The following is a 22,660-nucleotide window of genomic DNA, read 5'->3' on the forward strand; positions in this document are numbered from 1 at the left end:
CAGCTCAAAAAGTAAAAAGTGAGGAGCGACTCACGCTGTTGGCTCACGCGGTCATCAATGGATAACGATCAAGCACACCCAGGAAGTCATGATCCAGCCAAGGCGCAGAATCTGCTTTAGGTCACAGATATGAAGACGTTTGAAAGGTGGGTCACATGCGATCAAAGAAGATGTTTAAGGTTCTTTTATAAAGGGCGATATAAAGCTCGAACTCTTTTAGCCGGTTGACTATGCTAGAGTGCGCATATTGGTTGCACGACCGATGTGCGCTACCGGACAACAACAGCGCCAATCGACTGAGACGCAGGGGAATCGACATGGTCGCATCACGCTTGGGCCCGAATGCCAAAAAAGCAGGGCTTGCGGCAACGCTTGGTTGCCTGCTGATGATGTCAGGGTGTTCCACGATGAACTGGACCAAGCCAAGTGCCGACCATCAGGATCTCGTCATGGATATGGAAGAGTGCCGCGGTCGAAAGGATGCCCTTACCAATGACAATCAGCTCGATAATGATTATGGCATCGGCCTTCACTTTTCATCTCTGACCGGCTTTGCGACCTCGTTCTACACCGAGCCGGCCGAGTATCGAATCGATAATTGCCTTAGCGCTCGCGGCTGGACCCGCTCGCCTCAATCCTGAGCGCTGGACATACGCTGCCCAGTAGAATCAAGACACTGCTGAACGCGGCCGGTAAAACTCTCAAGTTGCTTTTTGACGCCCATTGCAGGCTCGCTGGCAGACGCTTCTATACGTTGATCGTAATCGCTACCAATCCGTGGGCTCGAGAAGTAATAGTAATTCCCCTCTTCCGGCAGGTGCTGAAAATCGAGCTTGACGCGAACCGGTACGTCGCTTCCGGCCAAGGTCAGCTCACCCTCGATCTGATGTTCATCCACCACCAGTTTTTCAAGCGTGCCCCTGTCGTCTGCCAACTGATGTTTCATGCAGGCAATGGCCGCATCCTCGTTTTCAAAGCGATACGGGGCGCGAAACTTGAATGCATTGACGAATACGCCCTGCCCATCGCGCCCGACAACCGTATCGGTCGTTGCGTTCAAGTCGGAACTGATAATATGGTCGCTTGCTGCACACCCACTTAAAAGAGCAAGTGCGAGCACGCTTGTGACTGTCTTGACCTGTTTCATGCGTTTCAGACCTTCTTTTATCGGTTTCACTAAGAATAACCCCATGGCTTCGTACAGGCGATGCCATAGGGGTTTTCGATCCAACTTGCACAGAACCGTGTCCCAAAATAAGGCTTAATGAGCTCGCGTTGCTGATGACCATCCCCCATTCAACAGCGTAGCACCAAGAAGCTTCAGGCTGTGCCATCCCCACGGCTTGACTTCTTGGGGCTTTTTTATGTCCGCTACATACCTACCCCGCAGCTGCTCGCCAAGCAGCAAACGTAGTGCAGATCAATTGATGCCGACGCATCGACCCAAGACACGCACAGCGCCGCCCCTCCCGGAACAACCGCATTTGTCGAAATGCAGGTACCCTACATTAAAACCATCCGTTTCAATGAGCGAAGAAAGCATCGCTCCATGATGCCACTCAAGCACTCGTTTGGCCTCGGACTGGCATTGTCGAGTAAAGATGCGCGATGATGGCGCCCGCTTAGTTTCCCTTAAAAGGATGTGTGCGATGTCTGATCTATTCAACTCCTACCAGCAGTGGAAGCGGTTCAACCGTCAGGACAAGCTGGACCGTGAACACCAGGCCGCGATGAAAAAGGTGCTGGCCTCGGGTGCCATGGCGCGTAAGATGGTCGAGGCCTTCAAGAGCATGGCTGAGAAAGGAGCCGCTCAGGGCGCGTGCTATCGAACGATTTATCAACACCAGTCACGCGAGGGAGAGGCGTTGACTCGCGAAGGCTGGCTGTTCGTACGCCGTGTGCACGCCGAAGGCGGGTCGACCCGTGTAAGAGCGACTCTTCTGGATGCCTTCACGCTTGAAGACGGCGAGATCGAGTTCAAGGCGGAGCAGGGAAAAGGCATTACCCTTGAAATCTTTGATGAAATCAGTACCCGCGGCTCGATCAGCATGAGCTGTCGAGTCGATCGTACCGACGACCCGCGCGACACTCAGTTCATTACCTTTCTCGACATGGTCAGAGGCGATCTCAAAAATTATCTGTAAGTCGGGCTTGCGAACTTTCAGGGCTTATCTCAGTCTTAATGAACATGATGCGACACTGTGACACGCGGTCCATCTTGAAACGCCGTTCGCACAATACCTGCTGATATAAGGAAAGGGCCATGACCACAGAAACGGTATACAACTCGCTCACACTTTCCGGTCTGGAAACTGTTCGCGACATTGCCAAGCCCAAGGCGCGAACTTCAGAGGCCGCGCTCGACATGGACAGCCCGGCCATCGCCCTGCTGACCGACTTCGAGGCCAGCCGTGCCCAGACCGTGCCGTCAAGCACCAGCGCGACGCAAGCCATTGCCATCATGAAAAACAATGGCGTGCACATGCTCTTGGTCATTGATAGCGACGGCCATTTCACGGGCATTGTGGGTGCGCGTCAGCTGTTTGGCGGCCGAGCCATCACGGTTGCCATGAACCAGTACAACATCGAGCGCAGCGAAGTCACCGTGGATATGGTCAAGGTCAGCCGTAACGACCTGCATGCCCTTGATTTCAACCGCCTGGAAAAGGCAACACTTGGCGATCTGGTCAAGACGCTAAAGGAATCCGGCGACCGCCACATTCTGATCAAGGACAGCTGCGATCAAAATGGCTGCCGCATCAGGGGCGTCATCTCGGCTGCGGACATTACCCACGCCCTCGGGATTGACCTCGATCACCCGCCTGAGGCGCACAGCTTTTCGGCCATCTGTTCCGTTGTGCTCGGTCACGAGCTTTAAGAGTCACGAGCTCCAAGAGTCACACCTCTGAGAGTCACGAACGCTTCGGTCAAAACGCCTGCACCTGCAGGCGTTTTCTCATACATTACATGCGCGCCGAGTCGCCATGAGATTCAACGCCGTCAAGATGTCCAAGCCACTGCGCCCAGCGCGCCCGAGCAAGGCCAATGCCAACCGGTCGCAGATGCAGCGTATCGCCAGGGCAACATTGCCCCAGCCGCGCCAGTGAATATGGCGTAACGGCGCCAAACTTGGGGTAACCGCCAATGCTTTGACAGTCCGGCCCCAAAACGATCGGTGCGCCATCCGGCGGCACCTGAATGACACCCGGTGTCAGCCCTTCGGAAATAAGCGACGCGCATCGGCTTTCAAGACGCGGCCCCTCGAGTCGAACCCCCATGCTGTCTGCACGCGTACCCACGCACCACGGTCGATTGAACGCATCAAATAGACTTCGCCCCGAAAACGTGGCGGCTTGCAGGCCCACCACCACATCAAGCACCAACGCCTCATCGAACGACCATCTGGTCGTGTCCGGCTGGGTTCGAAGAGACGGGAACCCGGGCGCATACAACAGCGCATCGCCCACCGTCAGCTCCCCCCCCTCGCCATGAAGCCCTCCAAGCGGCTCTCGGGCCAGCGCCGTCACGCTTCCAAGTTCAGGCGTCACCTTGAACCCACCAGCGACCGCCAGATAACTTCGAAGCCCTTGAACCGGAGTATCAAACATCAGGGTCTGGCCGACCTCAACCACAAAGCAGCCGCCCGGGCTTACCGGCACGTGATCAAGCCGAGCGCCTATATCCGCTCCCGTTAACGCAACGGTCGTTGACGCCGAAAACGTCAGAGCAACCTGCCCTAGCGTGATTTCAAGCGCCGGTGCCGTATGCGCATTACCGAGCAGTGCGTTGGCAACGCGCAACGAGAGATGATCAAACCCGCCCCCCTGCCCAAGGCCCAGATGGCGCACCCCGAATCGCCCCAAATCCTGCACTCGACACCCACCTTCGAGCCGCGTGATCGAACAGCTTGCCGAATCAGTCATGTCGCGCTCCTTCAAAGGGGGTGTCATCACCGCCAAGGTTCAAGAACGTGGCGTGATCGATCGGCTTGAAGCGCACGGTATCGCCGGCTCGGTACAGTGTGTAGCCTTCGCGCTTGATATCGAAAAGGCGCGTCGGGCATCGGCCGATGATGTTCCACCCCCCCGGAAGCGCAGTCGGGTAAACCGCCGTTTGGATGCCGGCAATTCCCACACTTCCCGCCGCAACCCGTTTTCGCGGGGTCGATAACCTTGGCATGGCGATGGCCTCATCCACCGCCCCCATGAACCCGAAGCCGGGCGCAAAGCCCAGCGCGAAGACCCGATACTCGCGGGAGACATGACGCTCGATAACCTCGTCGACCGACAGCTTCGCCTTGTCCGCGATGACCTCGAGTTCGGGGCCAACGCGTGGATCAAACCAGACCGGCAGTTCATGCACCTGCCCGCTGGCCTCTGCCCGCTGGCCTGCCGCCTCGAGCGCCCGTTTTATCGCCTCTCGCACATGGGGCTCATCCGCGCGCGCATCGTCAAAATGCACCAGTACCGTCGTGTAGGACGGAGTGAGATCGATCACGGCGTCTGCGAGTTCGTCTCGGAGTTGTTCGCAAAACGCCATGATGACATCGACATGGCGGGTATCGATCTGATCGAACAGACGCACCAACAGGCAATCAAGGCCGACACGCTCGATCTCAACGTTTGCCGTCATGGCGAACCTCCTTTCAACGCGGCGTGGACTGCCTGAACCGCGGCGATCGACTCTTCATTGTCGCCGTGAACGCACAGCGTATCTGCCAAAAGCGTCAGCTCGGTTTTACCGTCATGAGCAAGAATCGGCGTTCCGTTTGCAAACGCGACGGCCTGAGCGACGATGGTGTCACGATCCTGGTGGACGGCTCCGGGCGTTTGACGGGAAACGAGATGCCCCTCGGCGTCGTAGGCCCGGTCGGCAAAGACCTCGTTCCAGACCGTAATGCCGTACTGCCTAGACAGCCGCTCGGTGGCCGAGCGATCCGACACTGAAGTCACCATTAGCGGCAGCTCAGGATCAAATGCCGCTACGGCCGCCATGATGGCCTCAAGAACGTCCGGGTTACGCATCATGTCGTGATTGAGGGCGCCGTGAGGCTTTACGTAGGAAAGCCCGATCGATTCCGCACGACAGGCGGCATACACCGCCCCCATCTGATAGAGCACCATCTGCTCGACTTCATTCGGCGTACACGCAAGCGAACGCCGGCCAAAACCGACCAGATCCGGGTAGCCCGGATGCGCGCCAACCTGGACGCCGTGGCGCGCGGCCAGGGCGACGGTCTTTCTGAGCGTGACCGGGTCCGAGGCGTGAAAACCACAGGCCACGTTGGCGCAATCGATCCAGGGCATGACCTCTTCATCCCGTCCCATCGGCCAGTGCCCAAGACGTTCCCCCATATCGCAGTTAAGCAGTAGTCTCGTTGTCATCGGCGCCCTCCTTTACGTGATTGTTATACGGCGTGAATCGCGGGTCAGCTGTCTTGACAGGTATAAAATTCGCTGCGTATCTTTTTCAAAGTTTATCGATATTTTATCTATAAATTAAAACAAAGATATCGGTGACCGTGTTTGGAATGCGTTTAACGACAACGACAATGGCGGATTCGATCATGCACTACCTGCGTACCCTCAAGACCGTATTCACCGTGGCAGGCGCGTTTGGCGTACTGAGCCTTGCGCCCGTGACATCAGCCCATGGGGCCCAATGGAACTTTGCCGAACCCTACGGCGATGCCAACTTCCATACCCAAAATGCCCGGCAGTTCGCCGAGGACGTTGCCGAGGCGACCGATGGCAAGCTCGCGGTCACCGTCCACGCCAACGGCGCGCTCATCCCGCACCCTGAAATAAAGAACGCCGTACGCCGGGGCATCGTGCCGGTGGGTGAGCTCTTTCTCTCTCGGCTTGCCAATGAAAATCCGATTTTCGAAGTCGATGCACTGCCAACGCTTGCCAACGATTACGACTCCGCCAGACGATTGTGGCAGGCCTCGAAGCCAGAGATCTCGAAGCGCTTCGAACGTCAGGGCCTGAAAGTGCTTTACAGTGTGCCCTGGCCATCCCAGGGCATCTATACGCAGTTCGAACTGACCAAGGCCAATCAACTTCAGGGCATCAAGCTTCGCTCGAACAATACGGCCACCGAGCGGCTTGCCAAGCGGCTTGGCGCCATTCCGACCCAGACCGAAGCCTCCGATATACCGACCGCCTTCAGTACCGGGCGCGTCGATGCCATGGTGACCTCGGTCTCGACGGGGGTGAATACGGCCGCGTGGGACTATGTCTCGCACTTCAACGACGCCAATCTGTGGCTGCCCAAGAACATCGTGATCATCAACCAGAAAGCCTTCGATCGTCTGGACAAGACCACTCAGCGCGCCGTGATGGACGCCGCTCAGAAGGCGGAACAGCGCGGTTGGGCGATGAGCAAGGCCGAAGCCGAGTCCGACATGACCGCACTGAAAGAGCACGGCATCAAGGTCAATACCCCCACACCTGCGCTTGAAAAGGCCCTCGAGCGGGCCGGCGCCGAACTGGTCGAGCGTTGGAAGGCGCAGACGGGCTCGGAAGGCGAGGCCGTACTCGAGCGCTACCGCCAGCTCAGCGCGCGTGACGACAACGCGTAAAGGGAGGCCTCATGCGATTTTATCTGATGCCGCTTTACCGGCTGGGGGCATGGCTTGCCGGTCTAAGCATGCTGGCCATCGTTACTCTGATCACCGCGCAGGTGCTGTCTCGTGCGCTTGACCGGCTTCTGGTTGCCGTCGGTCACGCCCCGCTTGGGTGGACCATCAGCGGCGTGTCCGAAATCGCAGGCTTTTTACTGGTAGGCGCCACCTTTCTCGGCAGCGCCTACACCTTCGCAACGAGAGGCCACATTCGCGTGACCCTGGTGACCGAGCGCCTGCCCCTTCGGATTCGCGTTCTGCTCGAGGTCGTCGCGCTGACCCTGGCCCTGGTGCTTACGGGGTACCTGGGCATCGAGCTTTGGGTCCTGCTCGAAGACAGCATCGCCTACGACGAAGTGTCCTATGGCCTGGCGGCCATTCCTCTGGTCTACCCACAGGCCGTGTTAGTGAGTGGGATTGCGCTGCTGGCCCTCGCCATCACTGAGACCCTGCTCAATACCGTGGTCCTTGGGGTCATCGACCCCCACCGCCTTGATGCGCCACTGCCCGAGCAGGATAGCGTCGTCGACTGAGGCTCATCGACCGATGCTCATCCGTGGCGTCGGTCGCTTGATCACGAACAAGTGACTGAACGAGTGACTGAAAGAGAGATCCGCTATGTTTGCGCTGATTCTGACCCTGTCCATCGCATTGGTGCTTTTGCTCGGCGGCGGGCTATGGGTGGCCTTTTCCCTGCTGGCGCTTGGGTGGATTGCCATCAGCCAGTTTACGCCCATTCCGGCCGGCTCCGTGCTTGGCTCCGACTTCTGGAGTGCAAGCTATGGCTGGGAACTGACGGCGCTGCCGATGTTCATCTGGATGGGCGAAATCCTGTTTCGCTCGGGGCTTGCCGACGATCTGTTCAAGGCGCTCGCGCCCTGGCTCAACCGCCTGCCCGGTGGGCTTCTTCACACCAATATCTTTGGCAGCGGCCTGTTCGCCGCCGTGTCCGGCTCGTCTGCCGCCACCTGCGCGACCGTTGGCAAGATGACGCTACCAGAGCTTGAACGGCGTGGCTACGATGACCGGCTCGCCATTGGCACGCTGGCAAGCTCGGCAACGCTTGGGCTGCTGATCCCGCCCTCGATCATTCTAATCGTCTACGGCATCGCGACCGAGCAATCGATCTCACGGCTCTTCATGGCCGGCATTCTGCCGGGGCTGATGCTCATGGCCCTGTTCGTTGTATACCTGATGATCTGGTCCTTGCGTCACCCTGACAAGACGCCCGTCGCCGAGGCCTCGATGCCTCTCGCGCAAAAGCTCAGGGGCAGCCTGCGTATTCTGCCGCTTCTGTTGTTGATCGTTGGCGTCATCGGCTCGATCTATGCGGGATTTGCCTCACCGACGGAAGCTGCAACGATTGGTGTTGTTCTTTCGATGATCATCGCGCGACTCAATACCGGCTTCGGCGCTCAGGCATTCAAGCACTCGCTGCTGGGTGCCGTGCGCACCGCCAGCATGATCGCGTTCATTCTGGCCGGCGCGTCCTTTCTTACCACGGCGATGGGCTTTACCCAGCTTCCAGGCCAGCTTGCCGAGTGGATCGCAACACTTGAGCTTGCCCCTTTTACGTTGCTTGCGGTGCTGACGCTCTTTTTCATTGTGCTGGGCTGCTTTCTCGATGGCATCTCAGTGGTGGTGCTTACGACGTCGATCGTCATGCCGATGGTGGAAGCTGCGGGCTTTGACTTGATCTGGTTCGGCATCTATCTGGTCATCGTGGTCGAAATGTCTCAGATCACCCCGCCGGTCGGCTTCAACCTGTTCGTGATTCAGGGCATGACCGGCCGAGACATTCTGAGCATTGCTCGAGCGACACTGCCCTTTTTCCTGCTGATGCTTCTTGGTGTTATCCTGCTCGGCCTTTTTCCAGGCATCGCATTGATGCTGCCGACCATGATGGGAAACGGATAATGAGCGATGACCCACCTGTGACCCCCCCCCTAAATCCGATCGTGTCGTCGGAACACCTTTCGCACAAGGCGCGGGAGCTGTCGGAGTTCGAATTCGGCCTGATGGTTGCAAGCCACGGCTTCAATCGCTGGGTGGCCCGCTGCATGAGTGCAACCGGTTACGGCGAGCTCAGTACGCTTGAGGTCTTGATCCTCAACAGCGTCAATCACCGCAGCCGCACGCGCCGCGTGAGCGACCTGTGCCTGGTGCTCAATATCGAGGACAGTCACACCGTCAGCTACGCGCTCAAGAAACTGGTGCGCTTTGAGCTGGTCACGGTCGAAAAGCGCGGCAAGGAAAGCCTTTACAGCATCTCCGAGCGCGGCCATGAGGCCTGCAAGCGCTACGCCCAGATTCGTGAAACCTGCCTGATCGAGTCGCTCGAGCAACTCGGCATCAGCCGCGAAGAGCTTCACCGCGCCGCCGGGCTTTTGCGCAGCCTGTCCGGGCTCTACGACCAGGCCGCGCGCGCCGCCGCCACGTTATAACTGGCACATTCGCCGCGCAGTGCGTAAACTACCGCGCGGTGATTTTTTCACCGACCACACTCTGCTTGCTTCCGGACCGGATCCCGGAGCCGATCACTCATCGGACAAAGAAATTCTCCGCCATGTCTAAGAATGCCGTCGTTATCTATTCCGGTGGAATGGATTCCTATACCGTGCTCCATCGCGCCTTGAGCGAGGGGTACACCGTACACGCACTGTCGTTTCATTACGGCCAGCGCCATGCCAAGGAGCTCGATGTCGCCGCCGACGTGTGTCAGACCCTTGGCGTTACGCACAAAATCGTCGATATCCGTGCCATTCATCAATTGATCGGCCACAGCGCGCTGACCGATGACACTCAGGCGATGCCGCGCGCCGACTACGCCGAAGACAACATGCAGGCAACGGTTGTGCCCAACCGCAACATGATCCTGCTGTCACTGGCCATCGGTCACGCCGTCAATATCGGTGCAAACGTCTGCTTTTATGGGGCCCACGGCGGCGATCACGCCATCTACCCCGACTGTCGTCCGGAATTCGTCGAGCGCATGAATGCGGTGGCCGGCATTGCCAATTACGAGCCGGTCGAGATTCGTGCGCCCTACCTGCACGCGAGCAAGGGCGAGATTCTGGCCGACGGTCTGGCGCTCGGGCTTGATTACGCCAACAGCTGGACCTGCTACCTGGGTCAGTCACTGGCCTGCGGCGAGTGCGGCAGTTGCCGCGAGCGGCTTGCGGCGTTCGCCGAGCACGGGCTGACCGACCCACTGCCTTATGCCCAGGGCGGTCTCGATGTATAGCGTCAAGGAAACCTTCTACACCCTGCAGGGTGAAGGCGCACAGGCCGGACGCCCTTCGGTGTTCTGCCGGTTCACCGGCTGCAACCTCTGGTCGGGCCGCGAGCAGGACCGCGCCACGAGCATCTGTACGTTCTGCGACACCGACTTTATCGGCACCGATGGCCAGAACGGCGGCAAGTTCAAGACCGCCCGTGACCTGGCTGACCACATCGCCGCGTTCTGGCCTTCTCCGGAAGGGACGCCGTACGTAGTGTTTACCGGCGGTGAGCCGCTATTGCAGCTCGATGCGCCGCTGATTGAGGCCATGCACGCCAAGGGCTTTGAAATTGCGGTGGAAACCAACGGCACGATCAAGGCACCCAATGGCATCGACTGGCTCTGCGTCAGCCCCAAGGGGCGCGCCGAGCTGGTTCAGGAGACCGGCCACGAACTCAAGCTGGTCTATCCCCAGCCCGAGGCACTGCCGGAACGGTTCGAGCACACACATTTCGAACACTACTACCTGCAACCGATGGACCTTTCACCGCAGGGCGAGGCTCGTTCGACACTCAAGGCCGCACTCGACTACTGCATGAAACGCCCGCGCTGGAAGCTCTCGCTTCAGACCCACAAGATGATAGGAATCGACTGATGACGCTGTTCGTCAACGCACTGACCCATTTAGACGCCTCCTACTGGGACGCAAAACGCGGCCTCGTCGGCGCCAGCTGGCATGTCGATCTAACCCTTGATGGCGAGCTCGGCGAGGACGGCATGCTGTTCGATTTCGGCGAGGTCAAACCCTGGATCAAGCGGGTCATCGACCAGGGGCCGGATCACACGCTGCTGGTGCCGACCAAGGCCCCGGGCATCGATGTCCAGGAGTGCGCAGAAGGTCTTTGCATAAAGGCCTCACTGCCCTGGCCGATGGAAGTGCGCGCCCCACGCCAGGCGTTTACCTTACTGCCCTGGACGGAGATCACACCGGAGCGGCTGGGCGAGTACATCTCCGAGCAGCTCATGAAGCGTCCGCCGCCCCGCGTTACCCGCATCGGTATTTCCCTTGCCGAGGAGCGCATCGAGGGTGCTGGCTACACTTACTCTCACGGACTCAAGCAGCACGCTGGCAACTGTCAGCGCATCGCGCATGGCCACCGCTCGCGCCTGTACGTCTGGCGCGACGGTGAACTCGATGAAGCGCTCGCCGCGCAGTGGAGCCGTGGGCTTGCCGACATCTATCTGGCCGACCAGGCCGACGTTATCTTGCCGGACGACGAGTTCTGTCGGGTGGCCTACACCTCGGCCCAAGGCAGTTTTCGCATCAAGCTGCCCCGCGAGCGCGTGATGATCATGCCGACCACCAGCACGGTCGAGAACATCGCCAAGTGGCTTGCCGAGCGCATCAGCATGCTGCATGGCGGCGATATCCGCGTGCAGGCGTTCGAAGGCATCGGCAAGGGTGCCATCGCCCAGGCAAGCCAGCCACGAGACGATTGACCCACCGCGTGCCCTGACTAAGACGTTGGTCGTGTTCTTGCCTATGCTTTGAAAAACGGCAACCAGGGTATGGGTATGATCGATACGTTCATTGAAAACGTCGGGGCACTGCCACAGTGGGCCTACGCGCTCGGGATCGCGGTACTGACCGTTGCAGCCCATGCAGGGCTTGAAGCTTTGCACTGCACGATCAAGCGGGTGTTCAACGGTCGACTCCGCCTTGTCAGTGCGGTAGCGATTGCCGTACATCCGCCGCTGGTGTGGCTGGCCTGGGTCTATGGTGTGGCGTTTTCGCTCTATTTCCTGGTGCCGTCCCGGCTCGGCTGGCACGGCCCGCTCTTGATCACGGCCAACCTGATTGCCGCGCTTTTGCTGCTGTGGCTGATCGTGCGGGTTACCCGGCGCATGGTTGCGGTCATGGACCGCTGGGCCGAGGACAGAACCACGGCGTTCGAGCGATTTCTACTGCCACTTCTGACACGAACGACGGCGGCGCTTGCCCCGGTGTTACTGCTGTTTGCGCTGCTGCCGCTGTTCATTGCCTCAGAGCGCATCGACGCTGTGCTTCATAATCTGGCAAGTCTTTTGCTGATCGCAAGCGTGGCCGGCGTCATGATTCAGGGCGTGAACATGACCGAGCGGCTATTGAGCGAACGCTACCGAATGGACGTCGAGAACAACCTCGTGGCACGTCGGGTGCATACGCAGATCACGGTGCTGCGCAAGCTGATCAATTTTTTGATCATTTTGCTGGCGCTTGCCTCGATGCTGATGATCTTCGACAAGGTCCGCCAGCTCGGCACCAGCATTCTGGCGTCGGCCGGTATTCTTGGGGTCGTGCTCGGGTTTGCCGCTCAGAAAGTGTTCGGCAACCTGATCGCGGGCATTCAGATCGCACTGACCCAACCGATCCGACTCGATGACGCCGTGGTGGTCGAAGGGGAATGGGGATGGGTCGAGGAACTGACGCTGACCTATGTCGTTATTCGTCTATGGGACTGGCGCCGACTGGTGCTGCCGATCAATTACTTCATCGATCATCCGTTTCAGAACTGGACACGCACCAGCAACGATCTGATCGGCTCGGTCATCCTCTACGCCGATTACTATCTGCCGCTTGATGAGCTGCAGGCAGAAGCCGAGCGACTGGCGCAGCTGTCACCGCGCTGGAGCGGCAAGGTCTGCAAGGTGCAACTGCTTGAGATGACCGAGAGAAACATGCAGCTTCGCGTGTTGATCAGTGCCCGCGGCGGTGCGGATACGTTCGATCTTCGCTGCGAATTGCGAGAAGGCCTGATTCGCTATATCGCCGCGCACTACCCCGATGCGCTGCCCAAGGTGCGCCTGGAAACCGGGCAACGCGCTACGGCGTCATCACCAACGCTACATGACACGATCGATGACGGCTCACCGGCCACCGATCACTAGAGAGATCTCGTCTATGGGAGATACATCAATGGCGTGTCGTATCGGCTGTGGCGCCTGCTGCATCGCGCCCTCGATAACCACACCAATTCCGGGCATGAAAGATGGCAAACCGGCCGGGGTGCGCTGTGTTCAACTGGACGAGAACAATCTGTGCCGTCTTTTCGGCCACCCTGACCGACCGGCGGTGTGCCATGCGTTCGACTTCGATATCGAAGTCTGCGGCACCGAGCGCGACGAGGCACTTGCGTTGATTAGTTGGCTTGAAGATGCGACCTGAGGCGGCGCGAGCCGCCCCGGGTCAAGACGTTACGGTGCGAGTTTCACCAGACGCTTGCCGTTGTGCGCCCCACTTTCAAACAGTGACAGGAAGGCTTTCGGAGTGGCTTCAAGCCCCTCGAACACGCTTTCCTGATACTCGATCGCGCCCTTTTGAACCAGCGGGCCGACTTCCTTGATGAAGTCGCTGTAGCCTTCCCAGTGCTCGAGCACGATAAAGCCCTGCACGCGAAGCCGCTTGGTCAACATCATGGCGATGTTGGCAGGCCCCGGCTGCTCACCGTCGTTATAGCGTGAAATCATGCCGCACACCGCGATACGCCCGAAATCGTTCATGGACGCAAGCGCGGCATCAAGCATCGGCCCACCAACATTCTCGAAGTAGACATCAATACCCTGGGGCGCTGCACGCTTGATGTCGGCGGCGATGTCCTCGGCGCTTTGATGGTGGTTGACCGCGTGCACGCCAAGCGATTCCAGCCACTGACACTTTTCCTTGGAACCGGCCGTGCCCACGACGGTACAGCCTTTTTGAACCGCAAGCTGAACGGCCAGAGAGCCAACGGCACCGCTTGCGGCCGACACCAGCACGGTGTCCTCTCCAGTCAGCCCCGCAATGGTATTGAGCCCGGTCCAGGCGGTCATGCCCGGCATGCCAAGCACACCCAGATAGGCCTGAAGCGGAACATCATAGCTTGGCAGCGGCTCGACATGATTGGCATCGACCACGGCGTGATCACGCCAGCCGGCCATGTGACGCACCTTGTCTCCGGCCTTGAAACGCTCATCGCTTGATTCGACCACCTCACCGATGGCTGCACCTTCCATGGGTGCGTTCAGTTCGAACGGGTCGATGTAGGTTTTGACGCCGTCCATACGATTGCGCATGTACGGGTCGACCGACAGCCACAGGTTCTTGAGCTTCAACTGACCGCTGGCGAGTTCGGGCAGTGAATCGGTGCGAAGCTCGAACAGGGCCTCATCCGGCACCCCCTTCGGGTGGTCGGTCACAACAAAATAGCGACTCTCAGTCATAACGCGCTCCTGATAGCGAACGTGACATAGGAAACGGCGCCCGAAGGCGCCGTTAATTAGCGTGCTAACAAGCGTAGCGCGTGTAGTGTCACTTGTCGATCTTGCCTTGCTCATGCAGTCGCTCGACCAAAGCTGATACCACAATCTGCTGGTTGACGCGCGAGGCCAGCGATCGAACGAAATCGAGGTCGTCCTGATTGCTCTCTTTACTACCGACCTTTCGCAATTCAACGATTGCCTGCTTTTGACCAACCTGATGATGCGCAAAACGCGGGCCGTTGTCCGGGCGCGGCATCTGGAAGGCGGCGTCGATCAACTCGCTCGGTACACTGTCGTCGTTACGACCCACGGCGTCGGCCTCCTGCCAGTTCAATGAAACCGAAGGCATTTGGCCAGCTTTCAAGGCACTGACGGCGCTGCTAGCCTGAGTCGCCAGCTGCGTCTGCTGCTTCTTGAGAGTCAACGTGTTTTGAATACGCTCGCGGACCTGTTCCAGCGGCAGCACCTGTTCAGGCCGGTAGTCAGCGACGCGAAGCACCAGACGGTGGTCGCCATCAAGCTCGATCACATCGCTGTTATACCCCTGGCTCACATCGTTTCGGTCCAATACATCGTTACTGAAGGCCGCCTTGATTACATCGGCGTTCCCAAGAATCGGATCATCGTTGTCCTTACCGACCCAGCCGCTTTCGTGCAGCTTGAGTTTAAGGTCTTGAGCGACGTCGCTCAGGTTGGGGGCTGAGTAACTGTCGTCCTTGAGCTTTTGCGCCTTGTCATCGAACACCGAGGCCACCTGCTCGTTTTGAAGCAATTCACGCAGCTCCGGGCGCAATGCGTCAAACGAGTCGATCTGAATCCCGGTTACCTTGATGATGTGGTAGGCGTTGTCGAGCTTGAACGGCTTTGAAACCTGGCCCTGCGAAAGCGTGCCGAGCTGCTGATCGAACGTCTGGCCGAAGATACCTTCGGTCACCACGCCAAGATCGCCCCCCTTGCTGGCGCTTCCGGGATCATCGGAATAGCGCTTGGCCAGATCGGCAAACGAGGCGCCCTCTGAGAGCTTCAACTCGATGCTCTGCGCCTGCTCACGTGCGGCGGCGTCATCCTGCTGGTCATTGATGCTGATGATAATGTCGGAGACCCGCTTGGGCGCATCGGCCTTGCGCTTATCGTAGGCCGTTTTGAGAGCGTCCTCTGTCACTGAGACATCAGAGGCCATCGCCTGCTTGTCGAGCAGAATGTAGTTCAGCTTGACCTGCTCCGGACGTGTGAACTGATCCTTGTGCTGGGTGTAGTACTTTTCGACGTCCTCGTCTGACACCTGGACGCTTTTGGAGAGTGCATCCGGGCCGATCAATGCGTAGCGAAAGCTTCGTGTCTGGTTCTGAAGTGCGGCTAACCGTTCGACTTCGCCAGGTAGAACAAAGCTGCTGGCGGCCAGCCCCTGCCGAAGCTGGGTAATCACCATGTCTTCTTCAAGCTGCGTTCTGAAGGTATTCGGAGTGTAGCCGGCACTGTTGAGGGTGCGTACAAAGCGCTCTTTGGAGAAATGGTTGTTCTGATCCTGAAATTCAGGCAGCTGCACGATCAACTGATCCACCTGAGCCTTGGTAAAGACGAGGCCGTGGTCGTTGGCGTATTGACGCATCAGGGCGCGGGTAATCAGCTGATCCAGAATCTCGCTTCTGGCCTGGTTCTCGTTATCTGGCGAAACCTGGCCCGAACGCATTTGACGCTGAAGCGTAAGCTCCACGCTTTGCTTCTTGATGGACTCGCCGTTGACGGTGGCAGCATCGTCGCTGCTCTGGGTAAAGACACTGACGATCGACTCGACCCCAAAGAACGTGAACGTGATGGCAATCAACGCCACGATAACTTTGGCAATCCAGCCCTGAGCGCGATTTCGAATATGTTGCAGCATGCAGGCCTCAAACAGTTAACGTCATGAATCGGTGGCTCATTGTACCGGGCCGTCGTGATCGGGTCGAAACCGAAAGGGCCCCTACAATAAAAAACGCACCGCGAGGCGGTGCGTTATTTCGAAGTCTCATTACCGGAGTAATTACGTTCGATCAGTTGACGGCGTCTTTCAGAGCCTTGCCAGCCTTGAAGCTGGGTACTTTTGCCGCATCGATGTTGATCGGCTGACCGGTCTGAGGGTTACGGCCAGTACGCGCAGCGCGCTCTTTCACTGAAAACGTACCGAAACCAACCAGTGCGACGGAATCGCCCTGCTTCAGTGTGTCAGTGACCGAATCGATCATCGCATCCAGTGCACGTGTGGCAGCGGCCTTCGGAATGTCCGCGGATGTTGCAATCGCATCGATCAGTTCAGATTTATTCACTCTTCACCCCTTGACTTTCAACATATCAGTAATATTCAGCGCAATGAACATGGGCGGTCAACGCCATCACAATGAACCGCAGTTTATAGCAACGTGACCGATGAGCGTCAAGCGACCATTGCCCCAGAAAGCGCGCTACGACGGGGGTTTGCCCCCCCGTTTGACAGTCTTAATGCGTATTGACTTGTGGACGATCGTCACTTTCACCGGATTCGACGAAAGTCTCATCATCTACACCCGCCGCGCTTTTGGTGAGCGCGACATCAAGTACCTCATCGATCCAGCGCATCGGCCGAATATCCAGGGCGTCCTTGATCGCATCCGGCACTTCCTTGAGATCGCGCACGTTCTCTTCGGGAATGAGTACCGTCTTGATGCCACCACGACGCGCCGCCAGCAGTTTTTCCTTCAAGCCACCAATCGGCATGACCTCGCCTCTCAGGTTGACTTCACCGGTCATGGCGACATCACACCGCACGGGGAAGCCGGTGTAGGTGGAAACAATCGCAGTCACCATACCGATACCGGCACTTGGGCCGTCCTTGGGCGTTGCACCTTCAGGTACGTGGACGTGCAGGTCCTCTTTTTCGAACCGCTCGACATCGATGCCCAGCGCCTTGGCCCGCGAGCGTACAACGGTTTGGGCCGCACTCACCGACTCTTTCATTACATCACCAAGCGAGCCGGTCTTGTGAATGCGGCCCTTGCCGGGCGTCAGTACCGATTCGATATTGAGGATCTCGCCACCGACCGATGTCCAGGCAAGCCCTGTGACGCGGCCGACCTGATCCTTGCGGTTGGCAAGCCCATAGCTGTAGCGGCGAACACCTGCGAACTCTTCCACGTCTTCAGAGGTAAGCTCGGTGGTCGACTGCGCCCCGCCCTTGACCTCTTGATCGATCCGTTTTCTGAGCACCTTACGAGCCACCTTGGCGATCTGGCGCTCGAATTCACGCACACCGGCCTCACGGGTGTAATACCGGATGAGTTCCAGAAGCGCGCCGTCATCAAGCGTCAATTCCTGACTCTTGAGACCGTTGGCCTTCAACTGCTTCGGCACCAAGTAGCGCTTGGCAATCGCGAGCTTTTCATCTTCGGTGTAACCCGGGATTCGAATAATCTCCATTCGATCCATCAGCGGGCCGGGGATGTTCATGGAGTTTGCCGTGCAAATGAACATCACATCCGACAGGTCGTAATCCAGCTCCAGATAATGGTCGCTGAATTTGTCGTTCTGCTCAGGATCGAGCACTTCAAGCAGCGCAGACGACGGGTCGCCACGATGGTCCATGCCGACCTTGTCGATCTCATCAAGCAAGAACAGCGGGTTACGAACGCCAACCTTGCTCATGCGCTGGATCAATTTACCCGGCAGCGACCCGATATAGGTGCGGCGATGGCCTCGAATCTCGGATTCATCGCGAATGCCGCCCAGAGCGAGCCGAGTGTACTTGCGATTCGTTGCCCGCGCGATCGACTGGCCAAGCGAAGTTTTACCGACACCAGGCGGGCCTACCAGACAAAGCACCGGCCCCTTGAGCTTCTTGACTCGGCGCTGTACCGCGAGGTATTCGAGGATGCGCTCCTTGACCTCATCGAGCCCGTAGTGATCCTCATCCAGAACCTCTTCGGCGTGCGCGATGTCATGACGCACCCGAGTACGTTTTTTCCAGGGCACCGACAATACCCAGTCCAGATAGGAGCGTACGACGGTGGCCTCGGCTGAAGTCGGCGCCATCATCTTGAGCTTGTTGAGCTCTTGACGCGCTTTCTCCTCAGCGTCTTTCGGCATGCCAGCCTGAGCGATCTTTTCTTCGTACTGATCGGCCTCGTTCGGCATGTTATCGAGCTCGCCCATCTCTTTCTGGATGGCCTTCATCTGCTCGTTGAGATAGTACTCGCGCTGCGACTTTTCCATCTGCTCCTTGACGCGCGAACGGATACGCTTCTCGACCTGAAGCAGATCGATCTCGGACTCGATCAGCGTCATCAGATGTTCGATGCGCTCACGAATCTTGTCGATTTCGAGCAGAGACTGCTTATCGTTGATCCCGAGAGAAAGATGCGCACTGATCGTATCGACCAGACGGCTGGGCTCTTCCATGCCTTGAAGTGACGTAAGCACCTCATTGGGAACTTTCTTCGAGAGCTTGACGTATTGCTCGAACTGATTGAGCAGTACTCTTATCAGCGATTCCTGCTCACGCTCGGTCAGCTCGATGGTTTCACGTTTGGAAACGTGAGCGACACTGTATTGGGTGTCTTCATTTTCTTCGATTCGATCGATATCAACTCGGTCACTGCCTTCGATCAGCACTTTTACCGTGCCATCGGGCAGTTTCAAAAGCTGCATGATTTCAGCGACGGTTCCGACCGAAAAAAGATCGTTTGTATCCGGGTCGTCTTCACTGGCTTCTTTCTGCGCCACCAAGACTACCTTCTTGTCCGTTTCCATTGCATGCTCGAGCGCATGAATGGATTTTTCGCGTCCCACAAAAAGAGGAATCACCATCTGTGGGTACACCACTACATCACGCAGCGGCAAAAGAGGTAGTGTTAGCGTTTGCTCCGTGTTCTGCTCCATGCAGACATACCTCGATGTTGTTGGATGGGCCGCGTTAACAGCTTATTAGAGTATATTTGGGGGCACCGGCGGCAGGATTCAACACAAGGCTATCAACAAAAAAGGGGCCCGAAGGCCCCTTTTGGTGATTACCGAACGCACGCCTTCAGCCTTCCTGACCGGCCAGACGCTTTTCCTCATCATTGGAATAAATGAGGATGGGTTCGCTTTCACCAGAGATGACCGATGCATCGATCACGACCTTGGAGACATTCTCGACCGACGGGATCTCATACATTGTGTTCAACAGCACCGCCTCAAGAATCGAGCGCAGTCCGCGAGCGCCAGCGCGGCGTTCAATGGCCTTGTGAGCCACAGCCTTGAGCGCATCCTCGCGAAAGTCGAGTTCGACGCCTTCCATTTCAAAAAGCTTGACGTACTGTCGAACCAGCGAGTTCTTGGGCTCGGTCAGAATCTGAACCAGTGCAGCTTCATCCAGCTCGTTAAGCGTTGCAATGACCGGCAAACGACCGACGAACTCAGGAATCAAACCGAACTTGACCAGATCTTCCGGCTCAACAGTGGACAGCGTCTCACCAACACCCTTGTTGGTGTCCTTGCTCTTGACCTGGGCATTGAAGCCAATGCCGCCTTTCTCTGCGCGGTCCTGAATTACTTTTTCGAGCCCTGCAAACGCGCCGCCAACAATGAAGAGAATATTGCCGGTATCGACCTGCAGGAATTCTTGCTGGGGATGCTTTCGGCCACCCTGCGGCGGGACCGACGCAGTTGTACCTTCAACCAGCTTCAAAAGTGCCTGCTGCACGCCCTCACCCGATACGTCACGGGTAATCGAGGGGTTGTCCGATTTGCGAGAGATCTTGTCGATCTCATCGATGTAGACAATGCCACGCTGCGCCTTGTCGACGTCGTAATCGCATTTCTGGAGCAACTTCTGAATGATGTTTTCAACGTCTTCGCCCACGTAACCCGCTTCGGTAAGCGTAGTGGCATCGGCGATGGTGAACGGCACATTGAGCAGGCGCGCAAGCGTCTCTGCCAAAAGCGTCTTACCGCTTCCGGTCGGGCCGATCAACAGGATGTTACTCTTGCCGAGTTCGACATCCTCATTGTTCTTGGGTGATTGAAGGCGCTTGTAATGGTTATAAACCGCCACGGAAAGCACCATCTTGGCGCGATCCTGCCCAATCACATAATCATCAAGCGTGTTACGAATTTCTTTGGGTGCGGGAAGTCGGTCTTCGCTCTGCTCGCTATCTGCTTCGAGAACCTCTTCACGAATGATGTCATTGCAGAGATCCACGCATTCATCGCAGATATAGACGGAAGGACCTGCGATCAATTTACGCACTTCGTTTTGATTTTTTCCGCAAAACGAGCAGTACAGCAGCTTACCGTTCTCGTCTTTACCTTTGCCGTCGGCCATTCGCGTACCTCTTCCAGTCGGTGGCCAGAACTGCAGGCCACCGAGCATAACTATTAATGACGTACCGCTACGCTATCAGGATGTCGGGCGTTGCTCCAGCACGGCGTCAATAAGACCGTATTCGACCGCTCTCTCGCCGTTCATGAAGTTGTCACGATCCGTGTCGCGCGCGATTGTTTCGAGGTCCTGACCTGTATGATGCGCAAGAATCTTGTTCAAGCGCTCCTTGATCGTCAGGATTTCCCGAGTATGGATCTCGATGTCAGTCGCCTGACCTTGATACCCGCCAAGTGGCTGGTGAATCATCATTCGAGAGTTGGGCAGGCAGAACCGTTTTCCAGCAGCGCCCCCTGCGAGCAGCAAGGCACCCATGCTGGCAGCCTGACCGATACATACGGTTGAAACGTTTGGCTTGATAAACTGCATGGTATCGTAGATCGACATACCCGCAGTGACTGAACCACCCGGCGAGTTGATGTAGAGGTGAATGTCCTTGTCGGGGTTTTCCGATTCCAAAAACAACAGCTGCGCAACCACAAGGTTGGCCATGTAATCTTCCACCGGCCCAACGAGGAAGATGACGCGCTCTTTCAGCAGGCGAGAATAGATATCATAAGAACGCTCACCGCGTGCGCTCTGCTCGACCACCATCGGGACCAAACCACCAGCGTTACTGATGTCGAAGTCGTTTCCCATTGCGTCCTTCCTTGTCCAGTGATTATAAACCCGGCCTTGGCCGGGTTTAATAGTACATTGACAACATCGATCCAAAGAGTCGAATTAAGCCGTTTCGCTGCTTTCTTCCTCGGCTTCTTCGCTGTCTTCAGGTGCCTGTTGCTGAGCAGCCTGAAGCGCTTCCTGATAACTCATTTCGACATCGCTAACGGTTGCTTGAGCCAGCAACTGATCAACCGCTTTCTTTTCAAGAACAGCTGATTTCACCTGATTTTTCAACTGCTCGTCGTTCATGTAATGCTCGACAAGCTGTTCCGGCTCTTCGTATTGGCCGGAATATTCACGAATGTAGTCGCGAATTTCATCGTCGGTTGCATCAATTTCGTTTGCGCTTACTACTTCTGCAAGCAAGAGCCCAACCACGACGCGGTCGCGGGCCTGTTCTTCAAAAAGCTCATCAGGCAGTTGCGAAACATCAAAATCTTCACCAAGTCCGAACTGCTGAGCGGCCTGACGCTTAACAGTCTGGCATTCCTGCTGGACAAGCGTCTTCGGAACAGTCACGTCATTGGCTTTTTTGAGGGCGGCCATGACTTGCTGCTTGACGCTGTTATCGACTGCAGTGCTCAGCTCGCGTTCCATGTTGGCACGAACATCTGCCTTGAATTCTTCAAGATCGCCGCTTTCGATACCGAATTTCTTGGTGAACTCGGCATCAACGCTCGGAAGGCTCTGCTCGGATACTTCGTGAACCGCGACCTTGAAGACCGCTTCCTTACCGGCGAGATGTTCCGCCTGATAGTCTTCCGGGAAGTTCACGGTAACTTCAGTCTCGTCACCTGCCTTGGTGCCTTCAAGCTGAGCTTCGAAACCGGGGATAAAGCTTTCGGAACCGAGCACGAGCTCGTGACCTTCGGCCTTGCCGCCCTCAAACGCTTCACCGTCAATGAAGCCTTCAAAGTCGATCTTGACCTGATCACCGTTTTGCGCCGGACGATCGACGGTTGTCCATTCGGCGTTTTGCTTGCGAAGCGTCTCGATCATTTCATCGACGTCGGCGTCAGTGATGTCAGCCTTGGGGCGCTCGACTTCGGTGCCTTCGATGCTTTTGAGCTCGATTTCCGGATAGACCTCGAACGTTGCCACGAACTCAAGATCCTTGCCGGCTTCATCAACGGTCGGCTCGATGGACGGATAACCAGCCGGATTCAATTCTTTTTCACTGAGGGCGCTGACGTAATGCTGGCGAATCAGCTCACTGACGACCTCATTGCGAACGTCCTTGCCAAAGCGCTGGCGAACAACCGACATCGGCACCTTGCCCGGACGAAACCCATTGAGCTTGGTTTTTTGAGCGGTTTCCTTCAGGCGCTCATTGACCGTCTGATCAACTTGGCTGGCCGGTACTTGTACGGTGACCCGACGTTCGATCGGAGACGTTGTTTCGACAGAAACTTGCATGAAAGATCCTCTACCCACAATGAGTGGCGTTGCCCTGAAAATGTAAAGACTGGGATTTTAAAAACCCCGACATGCGCTGGCAAGC

General features: G+C 57.3%; 23 protein-coding genes. 12 read left to right on the plus strand and 11 right to left on the minus strand.

Features of this window, described 5'->3' with window-relative positions; all coding sequences use genetic code 11:
- The first annotated feature begins 317 nt into the window (after nt 1–317).
- A complete protein-coding gene (locus NAT49_RS03855; RefSeq protein WP_251590482.1) occupies nt 318–641 on the plus strand; it encodes a hypothetical protein in 324 nt (107 codons plus the stop codon).
- Here NAT49_RS03855 and NAT49_RS03860 read toward each other — a convergent pair.
- Entirely contained in the window at nt 632–1,147 is a 516-nt protein-coding gene (locus NAT49_RS03860) for a hypothetical protein (RefSeq protein WP_251590484.1), read from the minus strand. The two genes, NAT49_RS03855 and NAT49_RS03860, sit on opposite strands and share 10 nt — an antisense overlap.
- Before the next feature lie 502 nt (nt 1,148–1,649).
- Here NAT49_RS03860 and NAT49_RS03865 point away from each other — a divergent pair.
- Nucleotides 1,650–2,144, plus strand: a complete 495-nt coding sequence (locus NAT49_RS03865) for a hypothetical protein (RefSeq protein WP_251590486.1) — start codon at nt 1,650–1,652, stop codon at nt 2,142–2,144.
- A gap of 119 nt (nt 2,145–2,263) precedes the next feature.
- Complete coding sequence (locus NAT49_RS03870; RefSeq protein WP_251590496.1) at nt 2,264–2,878, plus strand: CBS domain-containing protein; 615 nt, start codon at nt 2,264–2,266, stop codon at nt 2,876–2,878.
- 85 nt (nt 2,879–2,963) lie between these two features.
- Here the strand turns inward: NAT49_RS03870 and NAT49_RS03875 are convergent, their stop codons facing one another.
- The 3 genes from NAT49_RS03875 to NAT49_RS03885 are packed head-to-tail and all read right to left on the minus strand — an operon-like array spanning nt 2,964 to nt 5,384.
- Nucleotides 2,964–3,923, minus strand: coding sequence for a 5-oxoprolinase subunit C family protein (locus NAT49_RS03875; RefSeq protein WP_251590498.1), 960 nt, complete (start codon nt 3,921–3,923; stop codon nt 2,964–2,966).
- The gene (pxpB, locus tag NAT49_RS03880; protein ID WP_251590506.1) at nt 3,916–4,632 is read right to left on the minus strand and encodes a 5-oxoprolinase subunit PxpB; all 717 of its coding nucleotides are present in this window, start codon (nt 4,630–4,632) and stop codon (nt 3,916–3,918) included. Before pxpB ends, NAT49_RS03875 begins: the two co-directional genes overlap by 8 nt.
- Nucleotides 4,629–5,384 (minus strand): 5-oxoprolinase subunit PxpA, encoded by a 756-nt coding sequence (locus NAT49_RS03885; protein WP_251590508.1) that lies wholly within the window; start codon nt 5,382–5,384, stop codon nt 4,629–4,631. Before NAT49_RS03885 ends, pxpB begins: the two co-directional genes overlap by 4 nt.
- A gap of 167 nt (nt 5,385–5,551) precedes the next feature.
- On the opposite strand from NAT49_RS03885, the gene NAT49_RS03890 reads away from it, so the two are divergent.
- From NAT49_RS03890 to NAT49_RS03930, 9 genes are all read left to right on the plus strand, one after another.
- Nucleotides 5,552–6,583, plus strand: coding sequence for a TRAP transporter substrate-binding protein (locus tag NAT49_RS03890; RefSeq protein ID WP_251590510.1), 1,032 nt, complete (start codon nt 5,552–5,554; stop codon nt 6,581–6,583).
- A gap of 11 nt (nt 6,584–6,594) precedes the next feature.
- A complete protein-coding gene (locus tag NAT49_RS03895; RefSeq protein ID WP_251590512.1) occupies nt 6,595–7,158 on the plus strand; it encodes a TRAP transporter small permease in 564 nt (187 codons plus the stop codon).
- Nucleotides 7,159–7,243: 85 nt separating this feature from the next.
- Nucleotides 7,244–8,542 (plus strand): TRAP transporter large permease, encoded by a 1,299-nt coding sequence (locus NAT49_RS03900; protein WP_251590514.1) that lies wholly within the window; start codon nt 7,244–7,246, stop codon nt 8,540–8,542.
- Between the two features lie 17 nt (nt 8,543–8,559).
- Nucleotides 8,560–9,069, plus strand: a complete 510-nt coding sequence (locus tag NAT49_RS03905; RefSeq protein ID WP_251590516.1) for a winged helix DNA-binding protein — start codon at nt 8,560–8,562, stop codon at nt 9,067–9,069.
- Between the two features lie 122 nt (nt 9,070–9,191).
- Nucleotides 9,192–9,869, plus strand: coding sequence for a 7-cyano-7-deazaguanine synthase QueC (gene queC, locus NAT49_RS03910; protein WP_251590524.1), 678 nt, complete (start codon nt 9,192–9,194; stop codon nt 9,867–9,869).
- Nucleotides 9,862–10,500 (plus strand): 7-carboxy-7-deazaguanine synthase, encoded by a 639-nt coding sequence (queE, locus tag NAT49_RS03915; RefSeq protein ID WP_251590526.1) that lies wholly within the window; start codon nt 9,862–9,864, stop codon nt 10,498–10,500. The genes queC and queE overlap by 8 nt, the downstream gene beginning before the upstream one ends.
- Entirely contained in the window at nt 10,500–11,345 is an 846-nt protein-coding gene (locus NAT49_RS03920; RefSeq protein WP_251590528.1) for a 6-pyruvoyl trahydropterin synthase family protein, read from the plus strand. The genes queE and NAT49_RS03920 overlap by 1 nt, the downstream gene beginning before the upstream one ends.
- A gap of 75 nt (nt 11,346–11,420) precedes the next feature.
- The gene (locus tag NAT49_RS03925; protein ID WP_251590535.1) at nt 11,421–12,773 is read left to right on the plus strand and encodes a mechanosensitive ion channel family protein; all 1,353 of its coding nucleotides are present in this window, start codon (nt 11,421–11,423) and stop codon (nt 12,771–12,773) included.
- A 13-nt stretch (nt 12,774–12,786) separates the two neighbouring features.
- Nucleotides 12,787–13,050, plus strand: coding sequence for a YkgJ family cysteine cluster protein (locus NAT49_RS03930; protein ID WP_251590537.1), 264 nt, complete (start codon nt 12,787–12,789; stop codon nt 13,048–13,050).
- A 29-nt stretch (nt 13,051–13,079) separates the two neighbouring features.
- On the opposite strand, the gene NAT49_RS03935 is transcribed toward NAT49_RS03930, so the two are convergent.
- The 7 genes from NAT49_RS03935 to tig form a co-directional block, all read right to left on the minus strand.
- Nucleotides 13,080–14,084 (minus strand): NADP-dependent oxidoreductase, encoded by a 1,005-nt coding sequence (locus tag NAT49_RS03935; protein WP_251590538.1) that lies wholly within the window; start codon nt 14,082–14,084, stop codon nt 13,080–13,082.
- 88 nt (nt 14,085–14,172) lie between these two features.
- Nucleotides 14,173–16,005 (minus strand): SurA N-terminal domain-containing protein, encoded by a 1,833-nt coding sequence (locus tag NAT49_RS03940; RefSeq protein WP_251590540.1) that lies wholly within the window; start codon nt 16,003–16,005, stop codon nt 14,173–14,175.
- A 151-nt stretch (nt 16,006–16,156) separates the two neighbouring features.
- Nucleotides 16,157–16,429 (minus strand): nucleoid-associated protein HU-beta, encoded by a 273-nt coding sequence (gene hupB, locus NAT49_RS03945; protein ID WP_251590542.1) that lies wholly within the window; start codon nt 16,427–16,429, stop codon nt 16,157–16,159.
- A gap of 169 nt (nt 16,430–16,598) precedes the next feature.
- Nucleotides 16,599–19,013 carry an endopeptidase La gene (lon, locus tag NAT49_RS03950; RefSeq protein ID WP_251590550.1) on the minus strand — a complete coding sequence of 805 codons (2,415 nt, stop codon included), beginning with the start codon at nt 19,011–19,013 and terminating at the stop codon, nt 16,599–16,601.
- A 145-nt stretch (nt 19,014–19,158) separates the two neighbouring features.
- Nucleotides 19,159–20,439 (minus strand): ATP-dependent Clp protease ATP-binding subunit ClpX, encoded by a 1,281-nt coding sequence (gene clpX, locus NAT49_RS03955; protein WP_251590552.1) that lies wholly within the window; start codon nt 20,437–20,439, stop codon nt 19,159–19,161.
- A 75-nt stretch (nt 20,440–20,514) separates the two neighbouring features.
- A complete protein-coding gene (gene clpP, locus NAT49_RS03960; RefSeq protein WP_251590553.1) occupies nt 20,515–21,135 on the minus strand; it encodes an ATP-dependent Clp endopeptidase proteolytic subunit ClpP in 621 nt (206 codons plus the stop codon).
- Between the two features lie 84 nt (nt 21,136–21,219).
- Complete coding sequence (tig, locus tag NAT49_RS03965; protein ID WP_251590561.1) at nt 21,220–22,575, minus strand: trigger factor; 1,356 nt, start codon at nt 22,573–22,575, stop codon at nt 21,220–21,222.
- Between the last annotated feature and the right edge of the window lie 85 nt (nt 22,576–22,660).

The organism is Larsenimonas suaedae (assembly GCF_023712105.1).
Lineage (GTDB): Bacteria > Pseudomonadota > Gammaproteobacteria > Pseudomonadales > Halomonadaceae > Larsenimonas > Larsenimonas suaedae.